A 19,109-nucleotide genomic window follows, 5' to 3' on the forward strand; every position below is an offset into this window, starting at 1 on the left:
CGAGGACATCGCCGAGCGCAGCAATTGGGCGCCGCGATGTCTTGCGCCGCTGGTGTTGCCGCTCTGTCTCGCACCCGCTATTGCGCGGCCGCCACCTCGGGGGTCGGACCGTCGACGACTGTGCCGTTCGGCGTTGCGGTGTCGCCGGGATCGTTGCCGGACTGGCCGTCGGGCGGGTCGTTGTCGGGCGTAATGGTCTGTGGCGCCGGGGAATTCGTCACCGGTGAACTCGCCGCGGGCGTCTGTGAGGTCTCACTCGGCGTCGTCGTGGCGGTCGTGGTCGACGCGGCCCCGGCATCGTCACCCCCGGCACCGACACCCCCGGCACTGTCACCACCGCCACCGACCGGCGCCTCGGTGGCATCGGTGTCCGGTGTGGTCTCCGGGGTAGGCGCGGGCGCGACCGACGGCACCGCCGGCGCGCTGGGCGGCATCGGTACGACGGTGTGCGCGATGTCCGGCACCGGCGCCGAGGGCAACAGCAGGCTGAGTACCTGCTGGGTTCGGACCAGCACGCCGGGGTCGGCGGCCTGGATCGCGGCACTGGCCGCATCGAGCAGATCCTGCAGGACGTCGGCCGGCACGAACGCGCTGATCGTCGTGCCCACCTCGTTCCAGACCTCGTACCCGGCGACCTTGCCGCGATATCGGCTGGCCAGCAGCTTCGCGAAGTCGGCGAAGTCGGCGGTGGACGATGCCGCCGGGCCGGACGACGGAGTCCACGGGGAGTTCAGTGAGGCCACGATCACCACGGTCATCCCGCGCGCGTGTGCCCCGTCAACGATCGCGTCGAGCCGCGCCCACCCGTCGCCGTCCTGATGGAGGAAACTCAGCGGGGCTCCGACCCTCAGGTCGGTGACGCCGAGAGCCTGCAGATCGTCGAGCGTGGCGTTGAGCTGGGCGTCGGACATGCGATAGATCTGGTCGTCGGTGATGCCGAGTTGCGTCGGTTCCTCGGCCACCGAGGACAGCGCCACCTGCAGGTTCGTGGTGGTCGCCGGCTCGGCACTCGGCAGTGACCACATTGTCGCCCCGACCATCGTCCCGGCGATGCCGACCGCCAACACACCCGCGCCGGTCCGGCGCGCAAGAGGCGTGGCGAGCGCGTGCATGACAGGACTTTCTCAGGTTCGATGTGGACGTTCCTCAGAATTGTTCCGTAAAAGCGCCCGCCACGGAAGTGACAGGGTGTCCTTCGGCCGGGGGAAATGCACGCCCCGCCGAATTTTCTCAGGTGGGAGTGGGGAGACCGAACGCCGCGAGCACCGACTTGGCCCACAATTTCTGGCCCGCCGCGTTGGGGGTGACGCCGTCAGACATCAGCGACGCCCGAGCCGCCGGATCGGCGGGGAACGCCGAATACACGTCGATCACCTGAATGCCCTGCGCATCCATCGCCGACGCATACCCCGACACCTGATCGCTGTTGTCGAAGTCGCGGGGTGGGTTCTGTTTGACGACGGCGATGCCGGCGTCGGGGAACTTCTTCTGCAACGCCGCGATCAGCGGCTGCACCTTCGTGGCCAACGGCGCGTTCGCGTCCTCGGTGAGCCCGAAGTTCACCAGGATCAGGTCCGGGGTGATCGCCGTACCGTTTGGCGAGGTGGTCAGTGCGGTCAGGTTGTCGACCGCATACTGCACGTTCTTGCCCAGGGCGGAGCCGTTCCAGTATCCGACGGCGCCGTTGGGGCCCGAACCGAGTCCGACCGGAGCGCCGTATTTGGCCGTCTGGGTGTTCCAGTAGGCGGTCGCCACGGGACGGTCGAGCGATGTGCTGATCACCTGCCCGAGTTGGGGTGCCCATCCGTTGGGCGAGCCGCTCGTCGAATCACCGAGGAGCAGCAGCGTCTTCGGTTGCTTCTGATCGGCCTTGGCGGAGTCGATGAACTCGACGGTCGCCGCGGTGCCGGCCGGTTCGGTGGCACTCGGGACCGCCGGGGTACTCGCAGCGCTCGACGCCGGTGCCGTGCGATTCGACGAGATCACCAGGCCGACCACCAACACGATCACGCATACGATCATCACGATCCACGCCCACAACGGTGCAGAGTCGTAAATTCGCTTCACCAGGTTTTTCATCCGCGCATTGACTCCACTCACACCCACAACTCACGACAAGTGGTCATCACGATAGCGGCCACCGCGGCCGCTCGCGCGTCGCGATCGGTGCTCCGACCACATTGTCGTCCGGTCGGAAGAATTCGTTCTCAGCAATTCCCCGCTGCCGGACGATTCGCAAAGCGGTCGGCGATCCACTCGCCCAGTAGTGGACCGGGGTCCAGGGAATGGCCGGCGCCCTCGCGCCGGACGCGCTGCACGGAGTCGCCGAGTGTGCAGCCCTTCCGCAACGTCGCCTCCATGCGGTCGACCGGGATGATCTCGTCGACACTGCCGTACATCGCCAGGATGGGAACGTCAGTGTGGCTGTGGGGCAACGACATCGACTCGAGGGCACCACGCAGATTCGCGGCTGCCGTGGTACTCGCGGTGAAGACGGAGGTGTCGGCGGCCTGGATTCGCGCGGTCAACGACGACGTGTTCGCCGTACACGACACCAGCGTGGCCTCCCGCTCGGCGGCCACGCCGTGCAGGTAGTCGTCGGGGTCGATTCGCGAATTCGCCTGTGCCACACCTTCGATGAGGATCGGATACAGCCAGCGCTGAGCGGGGGTGAGCTCACCCGATTGGGCACGGTCGACGAGGTAGCCCGCGTCGAGCAGCGGGACCGAGGCCACCGCGCCCAGCATCGAACCGCTGCCGCGGCCGTACCCGGCGAACTGTTCGGCGCTCGCCCACGCCGCCGCGCCGCCCTGCGACGCGCCGACGGCAACCCAGCGCGCACCGATCGTCGGTTCCTTGGACCGGGCTGCGCGGACCGCGTCGATCACGTTGAAGGCCGCGGTCCGCGGTTCGAGGTAGGGATGCGGTGCCGTGGTGGTCCGCAACCCGAGTCCCTGGTAGTCGGTAGTCGCCACCGCGTAGCCCGAGTCGAGGAATGCCGCAACCGTGTTCAGATCGCCGAGCATGTCCGGCCGGTCGGAGGGCCCGCAGTCGCGGGTGACCCCGGTCGTGCCGTGCGCGTAGGCGATCAACGGCCAGCCGCCGGCCGGGCGGGCCCCGCCGGGCACGAACACCGCACCGGAGACCGTCGCGGTCGTCCCGTCGACACCCGACACCGACCGATAGACGATACGGCTCGCCCGTGTTCCCGACGGAAGACTCGTCGCCCATTCGGTCGGCGCCTCGGTGGTGCTCACGACCTGCCCGCGGACGGCGAGCGCGTCGGCGCTCGGCGCGGGCGAGGAGTATGCCGACGAGACGGTCGTCGCGGTGGGCGTGCACGCACCGAGCGCCGGAGCGCACAGCGCGGCGACGACGCCGAGGATCGCTCGGCGTCGAATCGGGGGAACGGGCCACACCACACGAGAACGGTAGCGCCCGGAGGCGTCCCGGATTGCATTGGTGTTGCCGGTAACCGATTCTGTTGGGCGTGGGACTCACGCTCGGGGGCACAGACGTCGACGCCGCGACACTCGATGCCGCCGCGAGCGCGCCCACGCGTCGCCGCGCCGGCACGCCACCCGACCCCGCGCCGCCGCACGCGGTCACCCCGCCCGCCGACAACGAGGTCTATGAGTATCTCGGCCCGCAGATGCGCTGGATTCACCTCGTCATGCTCGTCGCGTTCGGTTTGGCAGCGTGGTCGCTGACCGCGTTCGCCACGGCCCACCCCATGCTGTGGCCGGCGTTGATCGTCCTCGCCGTCAACGTCGTCGGCACCGTGGCGTCCCTGGTCACCGGACTCGGCACCCGACGCGTGACCTGGCGCACACACCAACGGCTCGCTGCCACATGGGTTCCCGACGGCGGACGGTTCGTCTCGGTCGATGTGTTCCTGCCGACCTGCGGCGAGAGCCTCGACATCCTGCGCAACACCTACACCCACGTCCGTCGACTCGGATGGCCGGGCACTCTCGCGGTCCACGTCCTCGACGACGCCGATCGACCGCAGGTCGCCGGTCTCGCGGCCGAGTTCGGTTTCGGCTACCACGTGCGCGGGGACCGCGGACATCTGCGCAAGGCGGGCAATCTGCGACACGCGTTCGACCGCACCGATGGTGACGTCGTGGTCATCTTCGACGCCGACTTCTGTCCGCGCCGAGACTTTCTCGCACATCTGATGCCTTATCTCGACGACCCGCTGGTCGCTGTCGTGCAGAGCCCGCAGAGCTTTGCCACCACCGAACAGATGGGCTGGATTCAGCGGACCGCCGGCGCGACCCAGGAGTTCTTCTACCGATGGGTGTTGCCGTCGCGAGATCGTCTCGACGCCGCCAACTGTGTGGGCACCTCGGCGCTCTATCGCCGCTCGGCACTGGAGCGTATCGGCGGTTTCGCGCCCATCGAACACAGCGAGGACCTCCACACCGGCCGACACCTGCAGCAGGCCGGATTCCGGATTCGCTATGTGCCGGTGGTGCTTTCGCGCGGGTTGTGTCCCACCGATCTCGCCGGCTTCCTGAACCAGCAGTACCGCTGGTGTATGGGGTCACTGTCGCGGATCGCCAATCCCGCTCTGGCGCAGGATCGTCGGCGAATGACCCTCGGTCAGTCGATGGCCCATTGGGCGGGTGTCTTCTACTATCTGACGACGGCGCTGAATGTCTTCTTGTTCTTCGTGCCGGGCATCATCATGCTGGCGGCATTCCCCGAGGACATCCGGCCGGCTCAGCTCGTTCCCTTCCTCGTCGGCTTCTGGGTGTATCTGGTGGTGTTCCCGCTGGTGTCGCGGACACGCTGGCGTCTGGAGGTGCTGCGCATCCAGATGGCCTACAGTTTCGCGCACGCGGTGGCCATCGTGCACAAGCTCCTCGGACGCGAAATCGGCTGGGTCCCCACCGGTGCCGTCGGAGTGAGCAACACGCTCGCACGCAGCATCAGTGCGCTCGGTGCGGTGTCGTTGGGCGTCTCGCTCGTCGCGTTCTGGGTGTTCGCGATCATCGACGTCGCCGACCGCGGACTGCCGATGTTCTGGATGATGATCGGGTTCGCCGGTGTCTACAGCTATCTGGCGGTGCCGCTGCTCGTCGAATTCCTGCGGGTACTCATCGCGCGCGACCGAAGGACCCTCGCATGACAGGGGAGTGGACGTCTCCGGAGGATGTGCGCCCACCGGACCCCAGCGCCCCGGATCTCAGCACCCTGGATCCCGGTCCTGCGAGCGGTCCCACCACCGATCGTCTGCCGGTTCCGGACGGCCTGCCGCGCCCACCGATCACCGAACGCCGTCCGAGCGTACCGAATTGGAACCGGATCACCGCGTGGGAGGTCGTCGGCTATACCGTGGCCATCGTCTTTCTCGCCGCCGTGGCGCTCGGGGTCTTCGACATCATGCTGCCGTGGACCGCCTCGTGACCCGACCCCAGACCTCGGCGTTCTTCACCGACATCGCCGGATTGCGGGGCGTGGCGGTACTTCTCGTCGTCGTCTTCCACTCCCGGGTACCCGGCTTCGGCGGCGGCTTCGTCGGCGTCGACGTGTTCTTCGTCATCTCGGGTTTCCTCATCACCGGCCTGCTCATCCGCGAGTTCGAGCGGTCGGGGACCCTGTCGTTCAAGGGGTTCTACGCACGCCGCGCCCGACGCATCATTCCCGCGGCAGCATTGGTGATCGTGGTGTCGTTGATCGGTGCTGCGCTGACGATGCCGCTGCTCCGGGTGTTCAAACAGTCGATCGATTTGCTTGCCGCGGCAGCGAATCTGGCCAATTGGCACTTCATCGCCCAGAATGCCGACTATCTCTCGGGCGCCATCGACGGCAGCCTCGCCACCCACTTCTGGTCCCTGGCGATCGAAGAGCAACTCTACTTCGTCTGGCCGCTGACCATCTTCGGTGCCGCGATTCTCGTCGCGAGAACCCCACTGCGCAATCATGTCTCGATCCGCTGGTCGATCCTGCTGGTGGTCGGTGCGGTCACCGTCGGCTCACTCGTCTGGGCGATCCGGCTCACCCCGGTCGACCCGGCCACCGCCTACATGGCCACCTACACACGGGTGTGGCAGTTCGGTGTCGGTGGCCTGCTTGCCGTGGCCGAGCCGCTGCTGATCGGTGTGGTCCGACGTGCCCGCCCCGCGAGATGGCCGGCGGCCGCGTTGGGCTGGGTGGGGCTCGCGGGAATCGTCGTCTCGGTGGTGACGATCAGCGCGAGCACCCCGTACCCGGGCACCGCCGCTCTGCTCCCGACCGTGTCGACGGCCCTGATCATCGCGTCCGGACAGGTGATCCCGGCCGACATCGGTACCCGTGCGGGCAACATGTTCACCCCGGGATTTCTGCTGTCGCTGGCGCCGATCCGCTTCCTCGGACGCATCTCCTACGCGTGGTACCTGTGGCATTGGCCGGCGCTGGTGCTGTTCGAAACACGGACCGGCATCACGTCGTGGCCGGCGCTGTTGGGTGTCAGCGGTGTGTCACTGGCAATCGCCACCGCCTCGACACTGTTCTTCGAGGAACCGATCATCGCCAATACCGAACTGCGCCGCAATCATTCGGCGTCGCTGTCGGTCGGGCTCACCGGACTCGTCGTCGGCCTCGCGGTGGCGATGACCGCCGGGGTGATCACCGTGAAGGTCGCCAGTCGTGACACCGTCAGCAACGCCGCGCTGAGCTATCAGTCGGTGTTCGGGCAGGAGAATACGGCCACGTCGGGGCCTGTGGTGCCCAACCCATTCCAGGCCTACGACGATCGACCCGAGCCCAACGACTGCCTGGTCCGGGTCGGCGAGTACGGGCCCGGACGCGAGTGCGCCTTCGGCCCCGGCGACGGCATCCCCGTCGTCCTCTTCGGCGACTCGCATGCCGAACAATGGTCGGAAACCGTGCGCGACATCGGCAATGCGCACGGCTGGCGTATCTACCAGTTCACCAAGGCGGCGTGTCCGGCGCAGAACCTCCGGCCCAGGACCGGTCGCCCCGACCCGTTCAACGCCGAGGACTGTGTCCGGTGGCGAGAGGATGCGCTGCACCAGATCGCTGCGCTCGCACCGAAGATCATCATCTTCTCGTCACTGTCGACCTACGTTCCCGACTACGCCGAGTCGGCACGCGCGTGGGACGACACACTCGTCGCACTGCGCGCCACCGGTGCCCGACTGGTCTACATCGCCGACACGCCGTACCCGAACTTCCAGATCGCCGACTGCATGTCCGGTGCCCTCGACGACTGGGCCCGATGCGATTTCCGCCTCGACGACGTCACCCGCCACGAACCGATCCTCACCGAACAGGCCCGCGGCCGCGACAAGGACATCATCACCCTGTCGGTCAACAACCTGCTCTGCGAGAACGACACCTGTGTGCCGGCCCGCAACAAGATCCTGCTCTACCGCGACGAATCCCACCTGACCGCCACCGCCGCACATGTTCTCGAACCCGCCCTCACCCGTCAGCTGGACAAACGCCGCTTCGACTACAACGCCCGCTGAGCGGTGTCCGCAGGATGGGCAGGCCCCTCACCAGCCTGCCACCCCCGCCCGAAACGCCGCCGTACTCGCGGTGGTGGAGTTGAATCGCCAGTCACGCTCCTTGTCCATCTGAAACCAGACGAAACCTTCGACGCGCGACTGGTTTCCGACGATGGAGAAGAAGTCGCGGATCCACGACGCCTTGTCCTGAGCGGTGAGTCCGTCGGCGCATCCGACCTCGGTGAGCAGAATGGGGTGCGTGGCGTCGAGCGCGCGCAGCGTTTCGAGGCTCGGGACGAACAGGTCGGTGGCCGACTGCCAGTGGTGGCCGGGCGCCTCACCCCAGTTGTAGCCGTCGAGACCCAGCACGTCGATCTGGTCACGCCCGGGGTAATAGTCTCCAAAATTGTTGGTGCCCAGGGTGAGTGCGTTCGGTGCCCACACGAAACGTACCTTGTCGGGGTGTCGGTCGGCGATGACCGAACGCATCCTCGCCCACGCGGCGCGATAGTCGGCGGCGGTGTTGCCGTTCACCCCGACCGCCCAGGGGTACCAGGTGCCGTTCATCTCCTGCGCGAAGCGCAACAGCACCGGCTTTCCCCACGACGCGAGTCCTGTTCCCCATCGAGCGAATTCGGTGTCGAAGTCACCGGAGGCGATGCGCGACAACGCGAATTCGGGTTGTTCGGTCCCGCCGTCGGGCTTCCACGGCTCCAACGTCAGCAGCGGGGTGGCGCCGAAGGCGACGACGGTGTCGAGGTCGTCGACGGGCACCGGATCGCCGAGCGCACAGAAGCGGTGGACGTATCTCGGTGCCGTACCCGCGAGATTCGTCAGTTGCTGCAGTGGAGTGCGTGTCGCACCCTGCACCGGCGTCACCGATGGGATGAACGCGCCCCACCGCCGATCGTCCGGCGAGACCGGCGACGGGGACGGCGCCGTCGCGGGTTCGGTCGACGTGCACGCGCCGAGCGCACCTGCCGACCCGAGCAGTGCCAGCCGCAGCACGTCGCGTCGCGAGAGCGCCGGAAGGGTCACCCGGTCATGCTAAGCCGAACCGACCGATGCACGCTGTGTGTGCCGGACCGGCGAACCCGGCCATGAGTCGGCCGCCACCTCGATAGACTCCTCCGGTACCGCACCACCTGGCGTCATCGGGAGACACTCATGGATTCGAGAAGGTCGTTGCGCACGCTGGTCGTGCTGTCGTCGATCGTGGCGATCATCGCCGCGGCGCTCGGCACGGCCGGACCGGCCAGAGCCGCCGTCGTCGCACCGTCTGCCGGATACGGTTTCGCCCAAGGTGGAGCCACCCTGTTCCTCAGTTCCGCCGACCTCAACCGCGAGCTCGACGCCGTCGCCAAAACCGACGCCCGGTGGTTGCGGGTGGGCATCGACTGGTCGAGCATCGAGCCGTCGAAGGGCACCTACAACTGGTCCAACCCCGACCAGGTCATCAACGCTGCCCGCGCCCACCACCTCCAGATCCTGTCGCTGGTCACCACCACCCCGACCTGGGCGCGACGTGCCGCAGCACCCGGTGCACTGGGCATGTACGCCCCACCCGCCGACCCGGCAACCCTGGGTGCGTTCATGAAGAAGGTCGTCGAGCGCTATCCCGACATCACTCATCACGAGATCTGGAACGAACCGAATCTGCCCGCCTTCTGGGGTTTTGCCCCGGCCAACGCCATCGAGTACACCAACGTGCTGAAGGCTGCCTACACCGCGATCAAGCAGGTTCAGCCCGACTCGACGGTCGTCGCCGCCGGGATGAGCCCGCAGGCCGGTGCCGCCGACTTCTACACCAAGATGTACGCGGCCGGCGCCAAGAATTACTTCGACGCCACGGCCATGCACGCCTACGTATTTCCCGCTGGGATCGGCACGATCCCGAACGGATGGACCGAAACCCAACAGATCCGCGCGGTCATGGTCGCCCACGGCGACGCCGCGAAGAAAATCTGGCTCACCGAGATGGGTGCCCCGACGATTCCGGAAGGAGCGTCGGCGTCGACCGGCTCCGTCGGGTTCGGGGTCAACGAGATGGTGACCCAGCAACAGCAGGCCACGCAGATCGTCGACGTGCTGCGCGCCGCCGCCGACTCCGGCTACTGCGGACCCGCGTTCATCTACTCGGTGCGCGACTGGGGGACCTCGGCCACCAACCGCGAGGACAACTTCGGCGCACTGCTCACCCACGACTGGAAACCCAAGATCACGGCGTCAATCCTCGCCAGATAGCGGTGCTCGCCTGCGCGAACGCGCCACAGCCCACACCGCGATCCCGACCGCGAGGAACGACAACAGATCCGATTCGGTGATGCCGTGGCGTCCGGTGATGCTGATCAGCGTGGCCCCCTCCAACGGCTTGTTCCAGTAGAGCCAGGCCGCGCCGACCACCACCAACACCACCGCCGCCCGCACGGTCGGACGCAGCAGTGTCCACAATCCGCAGGCGAAAAGCAGGTTGAGCAGGACGAGGGCGTGGAAAAGGTCGGGTGAACGCATCGTGAACAAGTATGTCGATTCAGGTCGGTGGACGCACCATTCGGCCATCTGACGTGTCGTGACGATCCGCGGTCGTCATGCTTACGGTGTGGAGATGGGCAGGGAACAGAGCGCATGAGACGGGTCGTCGTCGCGGTATGTCTCGCGATGGTGGTGTCGGCGTCGGCCGGATGTGCGACGTCGGGCGAGCCCACGCCGTCCTCACCACGCAAGACGGTCACGGTGTACGCGACGGCCTCCACAACGCCGAGCAGTTCCGTCCCGTCCACGGCTCCGCCGACCACGGTCGAGACGGGTACCACCCCTGTGGCCTCGAATCCCGGCACGCCGAATCCCGCTCCACCCCAGACGCAGACGCCGACGACGGCCGCGGCACCGACCATCGGTCAGTCGTGCATCGGCGCCGACATCGGCCGCACCGCCACCGATCCCAACGGCACAGCGATCGTCTGTGACGACTACCAATGGGTGCCCGACACCGGTCAGACACCCCAACATCCGTGGGCCGACAATCAACGCGAATGGACCGAGTGCATTCAGACACACACCACTGATGAGTGCCGCGAAATACTCGGGACCGGTTAGCGCGGATTCCGTTCCCGCAGCCCCGTTCCTTAGGTAGACGAACGAGAATCGTTGTCGCCGTAACAGACCGGCAGGTCTACCACCTGTGGCGCATTCTTGATTATTTCGTCATGGGCATTTCTTGCCCATGTCATTGCTTTCTCCTCGGGCTCGTGTCACTGTCGCTGTCAGTCACTGATCAACGCGAGGAGTGTCATGACCAGTACGCCAGGCGGACCCGGCCAACCCCCGTATCCAGGGGAGGACCCGCAGAATCAGGGCTACACACCTCCTCCAGGTGGGTACGAGGCGCCCCAGGGCGGCTCCTTTCCGCCACCCGAGCCAGGGGCGTATTCGCCGCCGGCCGGCCAGTATCCGCCGTCGGGTGGCGCACCCGGTTACGCGCCTGCGCCCGCCCAACTCGACCTAGGCGCCGCTCTGAGCTACGGCTGGAACAAGTACAAGGCCAACGCGCTCAACTGGATTCTGTTCGCCATCGTCACGTTTGTGGTTGTCGGGCTGATCGACAGCGCGGCGCGCGGGTTCAACTACGACGCGTCGGTGCTCAGCGCGCCGGGCATCATCGGGTCACTCGTCTCCGGCATCCTCGGCGTGCTCGTGCAGGCGGCGTTCACCCGAGGTGCGCTCAACGAACTCGACGGGAACAAGCCGTCTTTCGCGGACTTCTTCACCTGGAACAACCTGGCTCAGGTGTTCATTGCCGCGATTCTCGTCTGGGTCATCACGACCATCGGCTTCATCCTCATCATCATCCCGGGACTCATCGCCACGTTCTTGCTCTGGTACACGCTGGCTTTCGCGATCGACCGCAATCTGTCAGCGACCGATGCGATCAAGGGCAGTTTCGAACTGACGTCGAAGAACGTCGGCAGTCTGCTGTTGCTGGCCATCGTGGTGATTGTCCTGAACCTCGTCGGCGCCCTCCTGTGCGGCATCGGACTCCTGGTGACCGGTCCGGTCACCCTCATCGCCTCGACCTACGCCTACCGCGTGTTGTCCGGCGGGCAGGTAAGCCCGGCGCAGTGACCATTCGCCTGTTTTCAGTCATTTCCCAAGTAGCTTGACGGCAAAACCCCAGGTCGCGAGCCGGGTGCTACATCCTGAATGACTGAAAACAGGCGAGGCACGAGCCGCTGGCCGCGTAGCCCCTCGAGTACGAATATAACTTCCACCGGATCAGGCTGAAAACCGCGATTTTCGGGGTCGGGTGCCCGCTCCGGTGTCATCTGTATTCGCACTCGGCGATTTCTTGTCCGGTCGTCGAGGTGTGACGAGCCGCCAGGCGAGGAGCCTCGACACGTGGTGCGCCGGTGCTGGTGCCGGGGCCCGGTCAGTACGCCCCGTCCTTGCGAGCCGCCGCCCACATGCCACATGGATCGGTGATCTCCGGTTTGGCGAGCATTCGCCGTGCGAAGCGGTCGTCGTAGCGCTCCACTTCGTCGGGTAGTGGGGGTCGCGGGCCCACTGCCCGACGAGTACGAATATAACTTCCACCAAATCAGGCTGAAAACCGCGATTTTCGGGGTCGCAGGCCCGCTCCGGTGTCATCTGTATTCGTACTCGGCGATTTCCTGTCCGGTCGTCGAGGTGTGATGAGCCGCCGAGGGGGCCTCGAGACGTGGTGCGCCGGTGCTGGTGCCGGGACCCGGTCAGTACGCCCCGTCCTTGCGGGCCACCGCCCAGACGGTCCGCCACAGGATGGTGAGATCTTGCATGATGGACCAGTTCTCGACGTAGGAGAGGTCCAGCCGCACCGATTCCTCCCACGACAGGTCCGAGCGCCCCGACACCTGCCACAGCCCGGTGATCCCCGGTTTGACGAGCATTCGCCGGGCAACGCGGCCGTCGTAGCGCTCCACTTCGTCGGGTAGTGGGGGTCGCGGGCCGACCAGGCTCATCGATCCGCCGACCACATTGAACAGCTGCGGGAGTTCGTCGAGACTGTAGCGCCGGATGATCTTGCCGACCCGGGTGACCCGCGGATCATCCCGAACCTTGAAGAGCACACCAGCGCCCTCGTTCAAGGCGGCGATCTGTGTTCGCAATGCGTCGGCGTCGGTCACCATCGATCGGAACTTCCACATCTGGAACGGCGCATTGTTCAGCCCGATGCGGGTGGCGCGATAGAACACCGGCCCCCGCGAATCCAGCTTCACGGCAATCGCGATCACCACCATCACGGGCAGCAACATCACCAGCGCCGACAATGCCCCGATGCGGTCGAGGGTGGCCTTCCGGAAGCGGTTCGCCCCTTCATATCTCGGCTTGTCGATATGGAGCAGGGGAAGTCCGGCAACCGGTCGCACCATCATCCGCGGCCCGGCCACGTCGGTGACGCCGGGCGCGACCAGCATCTCGACGTCACGTCCCTCGAGGTCCCACGACAACTCCTGCATCGCCTCATGTCCGAGAGCTTCCGCGGAGGTCACCGCGACGGCGGTCGCGCCGCATTCGTCCACGGCGGCAGCCACGTCGTCGAAGTCGCCCCACCGGGGAACCTCGTGGTCGTCGACACGTACCGATGCCCCCACACCCGGCTTGCCCAGACGACCGTTGTCCGGAGAGCACAATCCGACGACCGTGTACCCCAATGCAGGATTGCGCATGAGTCGGCCGATCAACGCTGTCGCCGAGGGGATCTCACCGATCACCAGGAGCCGGTCCAGGTAGGCGTGCGCGGTATCGGGGTCGGCTTTGCGAGCCGAGACCAGACGTCGTCGCCACAACCACCGTGACAGCACCAGGGCGGCTGTCCCGACGGGTAGGGCGACGGCCACATATCCGCGCGCGACGCTGAGGCGGAACAGGAGGTCGACGATCGCGAGCGTGCCGAACACCGTCAGGCATGCGGTGATCACCCGGCTGTACTCCTGCGCTCCCGCACCCAGAATCCGGCGGTCCAGGGTCTGGAACACCCGCAGCGCCACGACCCACGCGACGATGAGGAACAGTGACACGGCGTCGGCGGAGAGTCTGACGCCGTTGAGCACCGGGCCACTGCCCCAACCGAATCGGGCCGCCTGGGCGCCGGTCACCGTGGCACAGACGATGAGCACATCGGAGATGGTGAGCAGTCGCTGGTAACGGTGAGCCCACGACCGTGAGGTCTCTCGTTTGCGCATGCCGAACCGAATCCGACGAGCGACGTCCTCGCGTGAGGACCGGTCGGGTGCCGGCCACTCGAGTGCGGGATCACCAGCCATGACGACCTCCGGGTGCGAGTCGGTTCCCGACAGCCGCCACCATGCGCCTTGGTGCAGGTGGAGTCGTGCGGGAGAAACGGATGCGGCGTCACCCCGCGACGTCCGCCTTACGAGTGAAGATTACGAGGGGCACGGGGTTTCCTCAACCGCTGGAACGCGGATGGAAAAAGCCGGGACAATCGATTCTCGGGAATGCAACCGGCGGGCCGCCGAATATGATGTTCGATTGCCGATCCACGGCCACCCCAAAAACAACGCCAGCTCGGACGCCGACGCCGAAAATGCGGTCCCTGTACAGGAAAAACCGGCCAAACCGGAGACAGGTGGCGGCCACCGCGCGGGGCATTCGTCGGTGGGGGTGCGAACGTTACGGGAATGAGTGAGGAAATCCAGTGAGATAGGTCTCGCCGATATCGGTCTGGTGACACCGTCCCGGCGCGACGAAACATCTCGTCGCCGATACACTGTCCGGCGTGCCACACCTCAGAGGATCGTGTCGACCGCGTCATACGTCGAGACTTCGGAGAATCGCTGCCCCGTTGATGGTCTGTGCCACGGTCCTGGTGATCGTGGCCGGCATGGTCTCCGGCGCGCCTCGCGCGCAGGCCTCGGTGCTCGCACCGGCCGCCGGATACGGCTTCGCGCAGGGGAGTTCGCCCCTCACCCAGTCCGCACCGACCACCAACCGGGAGTTGGACGCGGTATCGCGGACCGGTGCCGTCTGGCTGCGGGTGATGGTCGATTGGTCCACCATCGAACGCGTTCGTGGACAGTACGACTGGAGTGTCCCCGACCGCGTCATCGGAGCAGCCCGCCGGCATCATCTCCGGGTGCTCTCCAACGTGCTGACCACCCCGCAGTGGGCCCGTGGTTCTGCTCCGCTCGGCATCTATGCCCCGCCCGCCGATCCGGCCGCTCTGGGCAGGTTCATGAAGGCGTTCATCGCGCGATATCCCGACGTCACCGACCATGAGATCTGGAACGAGCCGAACCTGCCGCTGTTCTGGGGTGCGCAGGCGCCCAATCCCGCCCGCTACACCGCGCTCCTGCGCGCGGCATATGTGGCCATCAAAGCGGTGCAACCGAATTCGACGGTCGTCGCGGCCGGCCTGAGCCCGGCTGCCGGTGCGACGGGATTCGTCTCGGCGATGTATGCCGCCGGTGCGCAACGATTCTTCGACGCACTTGCCATGCACCCCTATGTGTTCCCGGGCGGCATCGCCGCCACACCCAACGGGTGGACCGAGGTCGGCGGAATCCGCGCGATCATGGTGCGCCACGGCGACGCCCGCAAGAAGATCTGGCTGACCGAGATCGGCGCACCCACCCTGCCCGCCGGGGGCACCGCGCCGATCGGATTCGGGGTGACCGACATGGTGACGCAGCGTGCGCAGGCCCGCCAGATCACCGACGTGTTGGCCGCGGCTGCCCGAACCGGTTATTGCGGACCGGCTTTCATCTATTCGGTGCGTGACACCGGTACCTCCCCGGCCAATCGTGAGGATCACTTCGGTGCCCTGCTCACGGTCGATTGGAAGCCCAAGTATGCGGCGACGGTGCTGCGACGCTGACATGTCGCGACGTTCCTCGCCCGTCTCCACGGCATCGCGGAGCGTCGCCGCATTGACGGCGGCGGCGGCCGTGGCTCTGGCCGTGGCGTCGTGTTCGGCGCCGACGAGGGCCGACGATGCCTCCGACACAGCCATTTCCACGATCGCGGTCGGCACGCCCACGACCTGTAACCCGCTACACGGCGATCCCGCAGGGCATGTGGTCGTCGCCGATGGTGTGACGTGCGACGAGGCCAACCGATTGATGGACGGGGTCTTCGCGGCCGCACTTCGCGGCGACGGCGATCACCGACACAAAACGGGTTCGTGGCTGTGCTTCAGTGGTCCGATCCACGGCACCGCGAATCAGCGGACGATGACCTCGGCCCTGTGCACGAACAGCGAACCGTCGGCGATCGTCACCGTCGCCGCGCCCGCCCGCTGAACCGGGTCATCGCCCGACGACGGACACCCGCCTGCTGACGCGCGCCCGCCGCCGACGCGCCCCTACGACGCGCTCGACGCGGTGGGCACGGCCGCCGAACCTCCTGTGGGTGAGGTCGTTTCGCCTGTAACGGAGGTCTTGTCGGCGGCCGAGGGGGCCGCGTCGACAGCCGGGGTCGAGGTATCCGGCGCCGAGCTGTCCGGAGCCGAGGTCTCGGGAACGGTGGTCTCCGGCGCAGTCGTCTCGGGAACGGTCGTCTCCGGAGTGGCGGCCTCGGTCGTCGTGGCCGGCGCCGAGCTCGTGGTCGTGGGCGCCGATGAAGCCGCCGACGATTCGCCGGCGGCCGGTGCAGAACTCTCGGTCGTCGATGCCACAGTCGATGCCGCAGTGGATGCCTCGGACGTCGCTGTCGGGGCCGCAGACGCCGTCGTGGCGGACGTCCGCGCCACCGCAGCATCGGTTGCGGTGGCTCCGGCCGTGGTGCTCAGGGCGGCGGCGGTGGCCACCGCCTGGGTCGTGGTCGTCGCGGAGACACCGAACATCGACTGGAGTGCACTGGTCAGGTCCTGCCACAGCTGCTGTATCGCGGCGAGCTGTGCCTGTGCGAGCTGGGTGACCCACTGTTGCAGCGCGGTCGCCAGCGCTTGTCCGAGATTCAGGGTGGGCGAACCATTTCCGGAGTATTGGGCGATCAGATCAGCGAGTACCTGGGCGGCAGGTTTGGGGGTCCAATCGGTCTCGAACAACCCGAAGTTGTCCTCGATGTTCGACGAGCCGGTATCCGCGTCGCGCGTGGTGTAGATGTAGATCGGTCCGGCACCGGTCTGGTTCTGCCAGGCCTCGATGAAGTCCTGGATGAAGGCCGCCTGCTGGGCCTGGGTGTAGCTCCCGGTGGTCGGCTGACCGTACTCGGTGATCCAGATCTTCTTCGCCGCATCGCCGTACTGGGCCATCAGCGCCTGGATGGCGGTCACCTGGCTGGCGGGGGAGTCTGCGTGATCGTTCTCGCTGTACTCCTCGGAGAACTGGTATGGGTGAAACGACAACGCGTCGAAGTAGCCCGCGGCCCCGGCCGCATACATCTCCTGGACGAATGTCACGGGATCGAGTGAGGCGCCGGTGGTGGTCGTCGAACCGAGAACTCCCGCGATCACGAGGGCCTTCGGGTCGGCGGCTTTGATCGCGGTGTAGGCCTCTTTGAGGAATTCGGTGTAGGACGTCGGGTCGATCGGATTGTAGAACAGAGCAGCATTCGGCTCATTCCAGATCTCGTAGCCGCTGATCTCATTCTTGTACCGGGTGGCCACCGCACTCACGAAATCGGCGTACTCGTCCGGGTCGAAATGACCACTGATGATATTTCCCGCCCACGCCGGCGTTCCGGTGAGGGTGGCGACAATACTGATTCCGCGCGATTGTGCCGCCGATACGAGCGCATCGAGCTGCGTCCATTCGTAGGTCCCCTCCCTGGCCTCCACGCTCATCCACGGAATCGCCACCCGGACGCTGGTCACCCCGAGTGACGCGATGTGGTCCAGCGTGGTGTTCAACGTGGACGAGTCGAGGCCGTACAGCGAGGAATCGGCGACGCCGATGGTCGTCGAACTCTGATCGATCACCGCCACCAGGTGAATCGGTACCGGTGACGCCTGGGTGATCACCGACGCCGCGGGTGGGATCGTGAGGAAGGGCGCGCTCGACGCGGCTCCGAGGCCGAGAATTGCGGTCGCGCACAATGCGGCAACACGTGTCGATGACATGACTGGACTACGATTCCGCATGGACTGTCCTCAAATGAATGGACCGTTCGTGGACTGACGGTCCGCCTCTGATGTCAATTGATATCAAATGGCGTCGGAATGTGCCACACGGATTGCTGCGAATTGATGTGCGGTATCGAGAGCCGCCCATTGCTGTTGTTTTTCGTGAACAGGAAATGAATGCCGGTGCGCCCCAACCGGTGGGATCAGTGGGCCACCGAAGCCGTGGGGACCGACGCGGAGTCGGCGCCGGGTGCGGCGGTCGGAGCGACGGTCGGTACCGAGGGTGTCGTCGATGTCTGTCTCGCCGTGGTCGATACGGCCGACTCCGACGGCTCCGACTGTTCCGACGACTCCGAGGTCACCGCTGGGCTGGTGTCGTCGGTCGACGCCCGGCTCCCCGTGGTACCGGTCCCCGCGGAACTGTTCGCTTCACCGGTCTGCACGGTGGTCTCGGCCGTGGTGCTCACGATCGCCGCGATGCCCGCAGTTGATGTCCGGGACGACGTACCCGGCGATTTCGGTGAATCCGCCGCGGCCAGAGCGGACTCCACCGCCGTCGCATCGGCCCCGGCGTTCGCCGACCACTGGGTCCAGCTGTGCAGCCCGACGTGGTAGGAGAAGTCGACGGGTAGCCCGTAGATGACGGCCTGGGCGTTGAGGGCCAGCGTGGAGGCGAGCGACCCGAGTTCGATGGCCACGCCGCTGACGAAGGCCACGGGATTGCCGGTGATGGCCATGATCAGAAAGTCTTGCGGCAGGGGCACTCCAATTCCGGTGCTGATGAGTATCCGTTGACCCGAGGCCGTGATCTCGCCGATTCGGGCCGAGACGTCGTGCGCCGACCACGTGCTCGTCGGGCCGAGCGGATCACCCCACATCGCGGTGTTGCCGTTGGCGATGCCGGTGACGAAACTCTGGATGGCCGGGATCACGAACCACCCGATGGGATTATCGGTTTGGTAGAAACCGGAAAGTGACTGCGCGACAGTGAAGATCTCGGGGTGATCGAGTGCGAGGGTGAGCGCGGGCCCACCCGACATCGACAGGCCGACGATCGCATTGCCGCCGGGCTCGACGGAGAAGTCGTCGGCGAGGTAGGCGGGTAATTCGGTCGACAGGAAGGTCTCCCACTCGGCCGACGCCCCCGGGGTGCCGCCCGTGCCCTCCGGTGTGCTCTGCCAGTCGGTCATCCACGTTCCGGCCCCGCCGGCGGGCATCACCAGGTTGTAGGTGCTGCTGTAGGCGGCCAGTGCGCCGCTGTCGGCGTCGGCCCAGGTGCTGCGGGTATCGGGCGCACTGATGCCGTCGAGCAGGTAGACGGCGTGCTCGGCGGACCCGGCCGCCAGCGCCGACGGCCGTATCTGCACCAGGATGATCCGGTTCATCGCTGCCGAGTACACCGCGCAGGTCTGTACGGTGGCGGCCTCGTCGGCGGCGCTCGCCCAGGTGCAGTTGGGGCGCAACTGATCCGGGCTGACCGCCGCGGCCGGGGGTGCCGCCGCGAACGCCGCGGCGCCGCAGACCGCGATGGCGGTGCCGGCCCGGAGCACTCGTCGGGACACGCTGGATGTGCGTCGTCGTCGCATGAC

17 protein-coding genes are annotated in these 19,109 nt (G+C 66.6%); 8 read left to right on the plus strand and 9 right to left on the minus strand.

From position 1 onward, the window contains the following. Positions 1 to 77: 77 nt before the first annotated feature. From J6U32_RS07930 to J6U32_RS07940, 3 genes are all read right to left on the minus strand, one after another. Positions 78 to 1,112 carry a cellulase family glycosylhydrolase gene (locus J6U32_RS07930; protein WP_208794505.1) on the minus strand — a complete coding sequence of 345 codons (1,035 nt, stop codon included), beginning with the start codon at positions 1,110 to 1,112 and terminating at the stop codon, positions 78 to 80. 118 nt (positions 1,113 to 1,230) lie between these two features. Then, positions 1,231 to 2,079, minus strand: a complete 849-nt coding sequence (locus tag J6U32_RS07935; RefSeq protein ID WP_208796001.1) for an SGNH/GDSL hydrolase family protein — start codon at positions 2,077 to 2,079, stop codon at positions 1,231 to 1,233. A 128-nt stretch (positions 2,080 to 2,207) separates the two neighbouring features. Further along, positions 2,208 to 3,422 carry an alpha/beta fold hydrolase gene (locus tag J6U32_RS07940; RefSeq protein WP_244332683.1) on the minus strand — a complete coding sequence of 405 codons (1,215 nt, stop codon included), beginning with the start codon at positions 3,420 to 3,422 and terminating at the stop codon, positions 2,208 to 2,210. A gap of 62 nt (positions 3,423 to 3,484) precedes the next feature. Here J6U32_RS07940 and J6U32_RS07945 point away from each other — a divergent pair, with 62 nt between their 5' ends. From J6U32_RS07945 to J6U32_RS07955, 3 genes are read left to right on the plus strand one after another with little or no spacing between them, the layout of a single operon-like run. Further along, positions 3,485 to 5,137, plus strand: coding sequence for a glycosyltransferase family 2 protein (locus J6U32_RS07945; protein ID WP_208794507.1), 1,653 nt, complete (start codon positions 3,485 to 3,487; stop codon positions 5,135 to 5,137). Beyond that, positions 5,134 to 5,415, plus strand: coding sequence for a hypothetical protein (locus tag J6U32_RS27285; RefSeq protein ID WP_244332685.1), 282 nt, complete (start codon positions 5,134 to 5,136; stop codon positions 5,413 to 5,415). Before J6U32_RS07945 ends, J6U32_RS27285 begins: the two co-directional genes overlap by 4 nt. Then, positions 5,412 to 7,484 carry an acyltransferase family protein gene (locus J6U32_RS07955; protein WP_208794509.1) on the plus strand — a complete coding sequence of 691 codons (2,073 nt, stop codon included), beginning with the start codon at positions 5,412 to 5,414 and terminating at the stop codon, positions 7,482 to 7,484. Before J6U32_RS27285 ends, J6U32_RS07955 begins: the two co-directional genes overlap by 4 nt. Before the next feature lie 27 nt (positions 7,485 to 7,511). Here the strand turns inward: J6U32_RS07955 and J6U32_RS07960 are convergent, their stop codons facing one another. Next, positions 7,512 to 8,501, minus strand: a complete 990-nt coding sequence (locus J6U32_RS07960) for a glycoside hydrolase family 26 protein (RefSeq protein WP_208794511.1) — start codon at positions 8,499 to 8,501, stop codon at positions 7,512 to 7,514. A 129-nt stretch (positions 8,502 to 8,630) separates the two neighbouring features. Here J6U32_RS07960 and J6U32_RS07965 point away from each other — a divergent pair, with 129 nt between their 5' ends. Beyond that, positions 8,631 to 9,707 carry a glycosyl hydrolase gene (locus J6U32_RS07965; protein WP_208794513.1) on the plus strand — a complete coding sequence of 359 codons (1,077 nt, stop codon included), beginning with the start codon at positions 8,631 to 8,633 and terminating at the stop codon, positions 9,705 to 9,707. Here the strand turns inward: J6U32_RS07965 and J6U32_RS07970 are convergent. Next, positions 9,690 to 9,974, minus strand: a complete 285-nt coding sequence (locus J6U32_RS07970; protein WP_208794515.1) for a hypothetical protein — start codon at positions 9,972 to 9,974, stop codon at positions 9,690 to 9,692. The genes J6U32_RS07965 and J6U32_RS07970 overlap by 18 nt on opposite strands. Before the next feature lie 114 nt (positions 9,975 to 10,088). Between J6U32_RS07970 and J6U32_RS07975 the strand changes: the two genes are divergently transcribed. Together J6U32_RS07975 and J6U32_RS07980 are read left to right on the plus strand one after the other, a co-directional pair. Next, positions 10,089 to 10,559: a hypothetical protein gene (locus J6U32_RS07975; protein ID WP_244332687.1), complete on the plus strand. Its 471-nt coding sequence runs from the start codon at positions 10,089 to 10,091 to the stop codon at positions 10,557 to 10,559. 195 nt (positions 10,560 to 10,754) lie between these two features. Then, entirely contained in the window at positions 10,755 to 11,585 is an 831-nt protein-coding gene (locus J6U32_RS07980; protein WP_208794516.1) for a hypothetical protein, read from the plus strand. Between the two features lie 304 nt (positions 11,586 to 11,889). Here the strand turns inward: J6U32_RS07980 and J6U32_RS27635 are convergent, their stop codons facing one another. Next, a complete protein-coding gene (locus tag J6U32_RS27635) occupies positions 11,890 to 12,024 on the minus strand; it encodes a hypothetical protein (RefSeq protein ID WP_280118977.1) in 135 nt (44 codons plus the stop codon). 184 nt (positions 12,025 to 12,208) lie between these two features. Next, positions 12,209 to 13,762, minus strand: coding sequence for a sugar transferase (locus J6U32_RS07985; RefSeq protein ID WP_208794518.1), 1,554 nt, complete (start codon positions 13,760 to 13,762; stop codon positions 12,209 to 12,211). Positions 13,763 to 14,304: 542 nt separating this feature from the next. Between J6U32_RS07985 and J6U32_RS07990 the strand changes: the two genes are divergently transcribed. Together J6U32_RS07990 and J6U32_RS07995 are read left to right on the plus strand one after the other, a co-directional pair. Further along, entirely contained in the window at positions 14,305 to 15,333 is a 1,029-nt protein-coding gene (locus tag J6U32_RS07990) for a hypothetical protein (RefSeq protein ID WP_208794520.1), read from the plus strand. A gap of 1 nt (position 15,334) precedes the next feature. Then, entirely contained in the window at positions 15,335 to 15,757 is a 423-nt protein-coding gene (locus J6U32_RS07995) for a hypothetical protein (RefSeq protein WP_244332689.1), read from the plus strand. A 62-nt stretch (positions 15,758 to 15,819) separates the two neighbouring features. Here J6U32_RS07995 and J6U32_RS08000 read toward each other — a convergent pair whose 3' ends face one another. Continuing rightward, the gene (locus J6U32_RS08000) at positions 15,820 to 17,517 is read right to left on the minus strand and encodes a cellulase family glycosylhydrolase (RefSeq protein WP_208794524.1); all 1,698 of its coding nucleotides are present in this window, start codon (positions 17,515 to 17,517) and stop codon (positions 15,820 to 15,822) included. A gap of 206 nt (positions 17,518 to 17,723) precedes the next feature. Beyond that, on the minus strand, positions 17,724 to 19,106 hold the full coding sequence (locus J6U32_RS08005) for an alpha/beta hydrolase (protein WP_208794526.1): 1,383 nt from the start codon (positions 19,104 to 19,106) through the stop codon (positions 17,724 to 17,726). Positions 19,107 to 19,109: the final 3 nt, after the last annotated feature.

This window comes from Gordonia polyisoprenivorans (assembly GCF_017654315.1).
GTDB classification, from domain to species: Bacteria; Actinomycetota; Actinomycetes; order Mycobacteriales; family Mycobacteriaceae; genus Gordonia; species Gordonia polyisoprenivorans_A.

Excerpts from the sequence above, each read along its gene's own strand:
- J6U32_RS07975 (WP_244332687.1), top strand. The coding sequence starts at position 10,089 with ATGAGACGGGTCGTCGTCGCGGTATGTCTCGCGATGGTGGTGTCGGCG.
- J6U32_RS07965 (WP_208794513.1), top strand. The coding sequence starts at position 8,631 with ATGGATTCGAGAAGGTCGTTGCGCACGCTGGTCGTGCTGTCGTCGATC.
- J6U32_RS08005 (WP_208794526.1), bottom strand. The coding sequence starts at position 19,106 with ATGCGACGACGACGCACATCCAGCGTGTCCCGACGAGTGCTCCGGGCC.
- J6U32_RS27285 (WP_244332685.1), top strand. The coding sequence starts at position 5,134 with ATGACAGGGGAGTGGACGTCTCCGGAGGATGTGCGCCCACCGGACCCC.
- J6U32_RS07970 (WP_208794515.1), bottom strand. The coding sequence starts at position 9,974 with ATGCGTTCACCCGACCTTTTCCACGCCCTCGTCCTGCTCAACCTGCTT.
- J6U32_RS07995 (WP_244332689.1), top strand. The coding sequence starts at position 15,335 with ATGTCGCGACGTTCCTCGCCCGTCTCCACGGCATCGCGGAGCGTCGCC.
- J6U32_RS08000 (WP_208794524.1), bottom strand. The coding sequence starts at position 17,517 with ATGTCATCGACACGTGTTGCCGCATTGTGCGCGACCGCAATTCTCGGC.
- J6U32_RS07935 (WP_208796001.1), bottom strand. The coding sequence starts at position 2,079 with ATGAAAAACCTGGTGAAGCGAATTTACGACTCTGCACCGTTGTGGGCG.
- J6U32_RS07980 (WP_208794516.1), top strand. The coding sequence starts at position 10,755 with ATGACCAGTACGCCAGGCGGACCCGGCCAACCCCCGTATCCAGGGGAG.
- J6U32_RS07985 (WP_208794518.1), bottom strand. The coding sequence starts at position 13,762 with ATGGCTGGTGATCCCGCACTCGAGTGGCCGGCACCCGACCGGTCCTCA.
- J6U32_RS07930 (WP_208794505.1), bottom strand. The coding sequence starts at position 1,112 with ATGCACGCGCTCGCCACGCCTCTTGCGCGCCGGACCGGCGCGGGTGTG.
- J6U32_RS07990 (WP_208794520.1), top strand. The coding sequence starts at position 14,305 with ATGGTCTGTGCCACGGTCCTGGTGATCGTGGCCGGCATGGTCTCCGGC.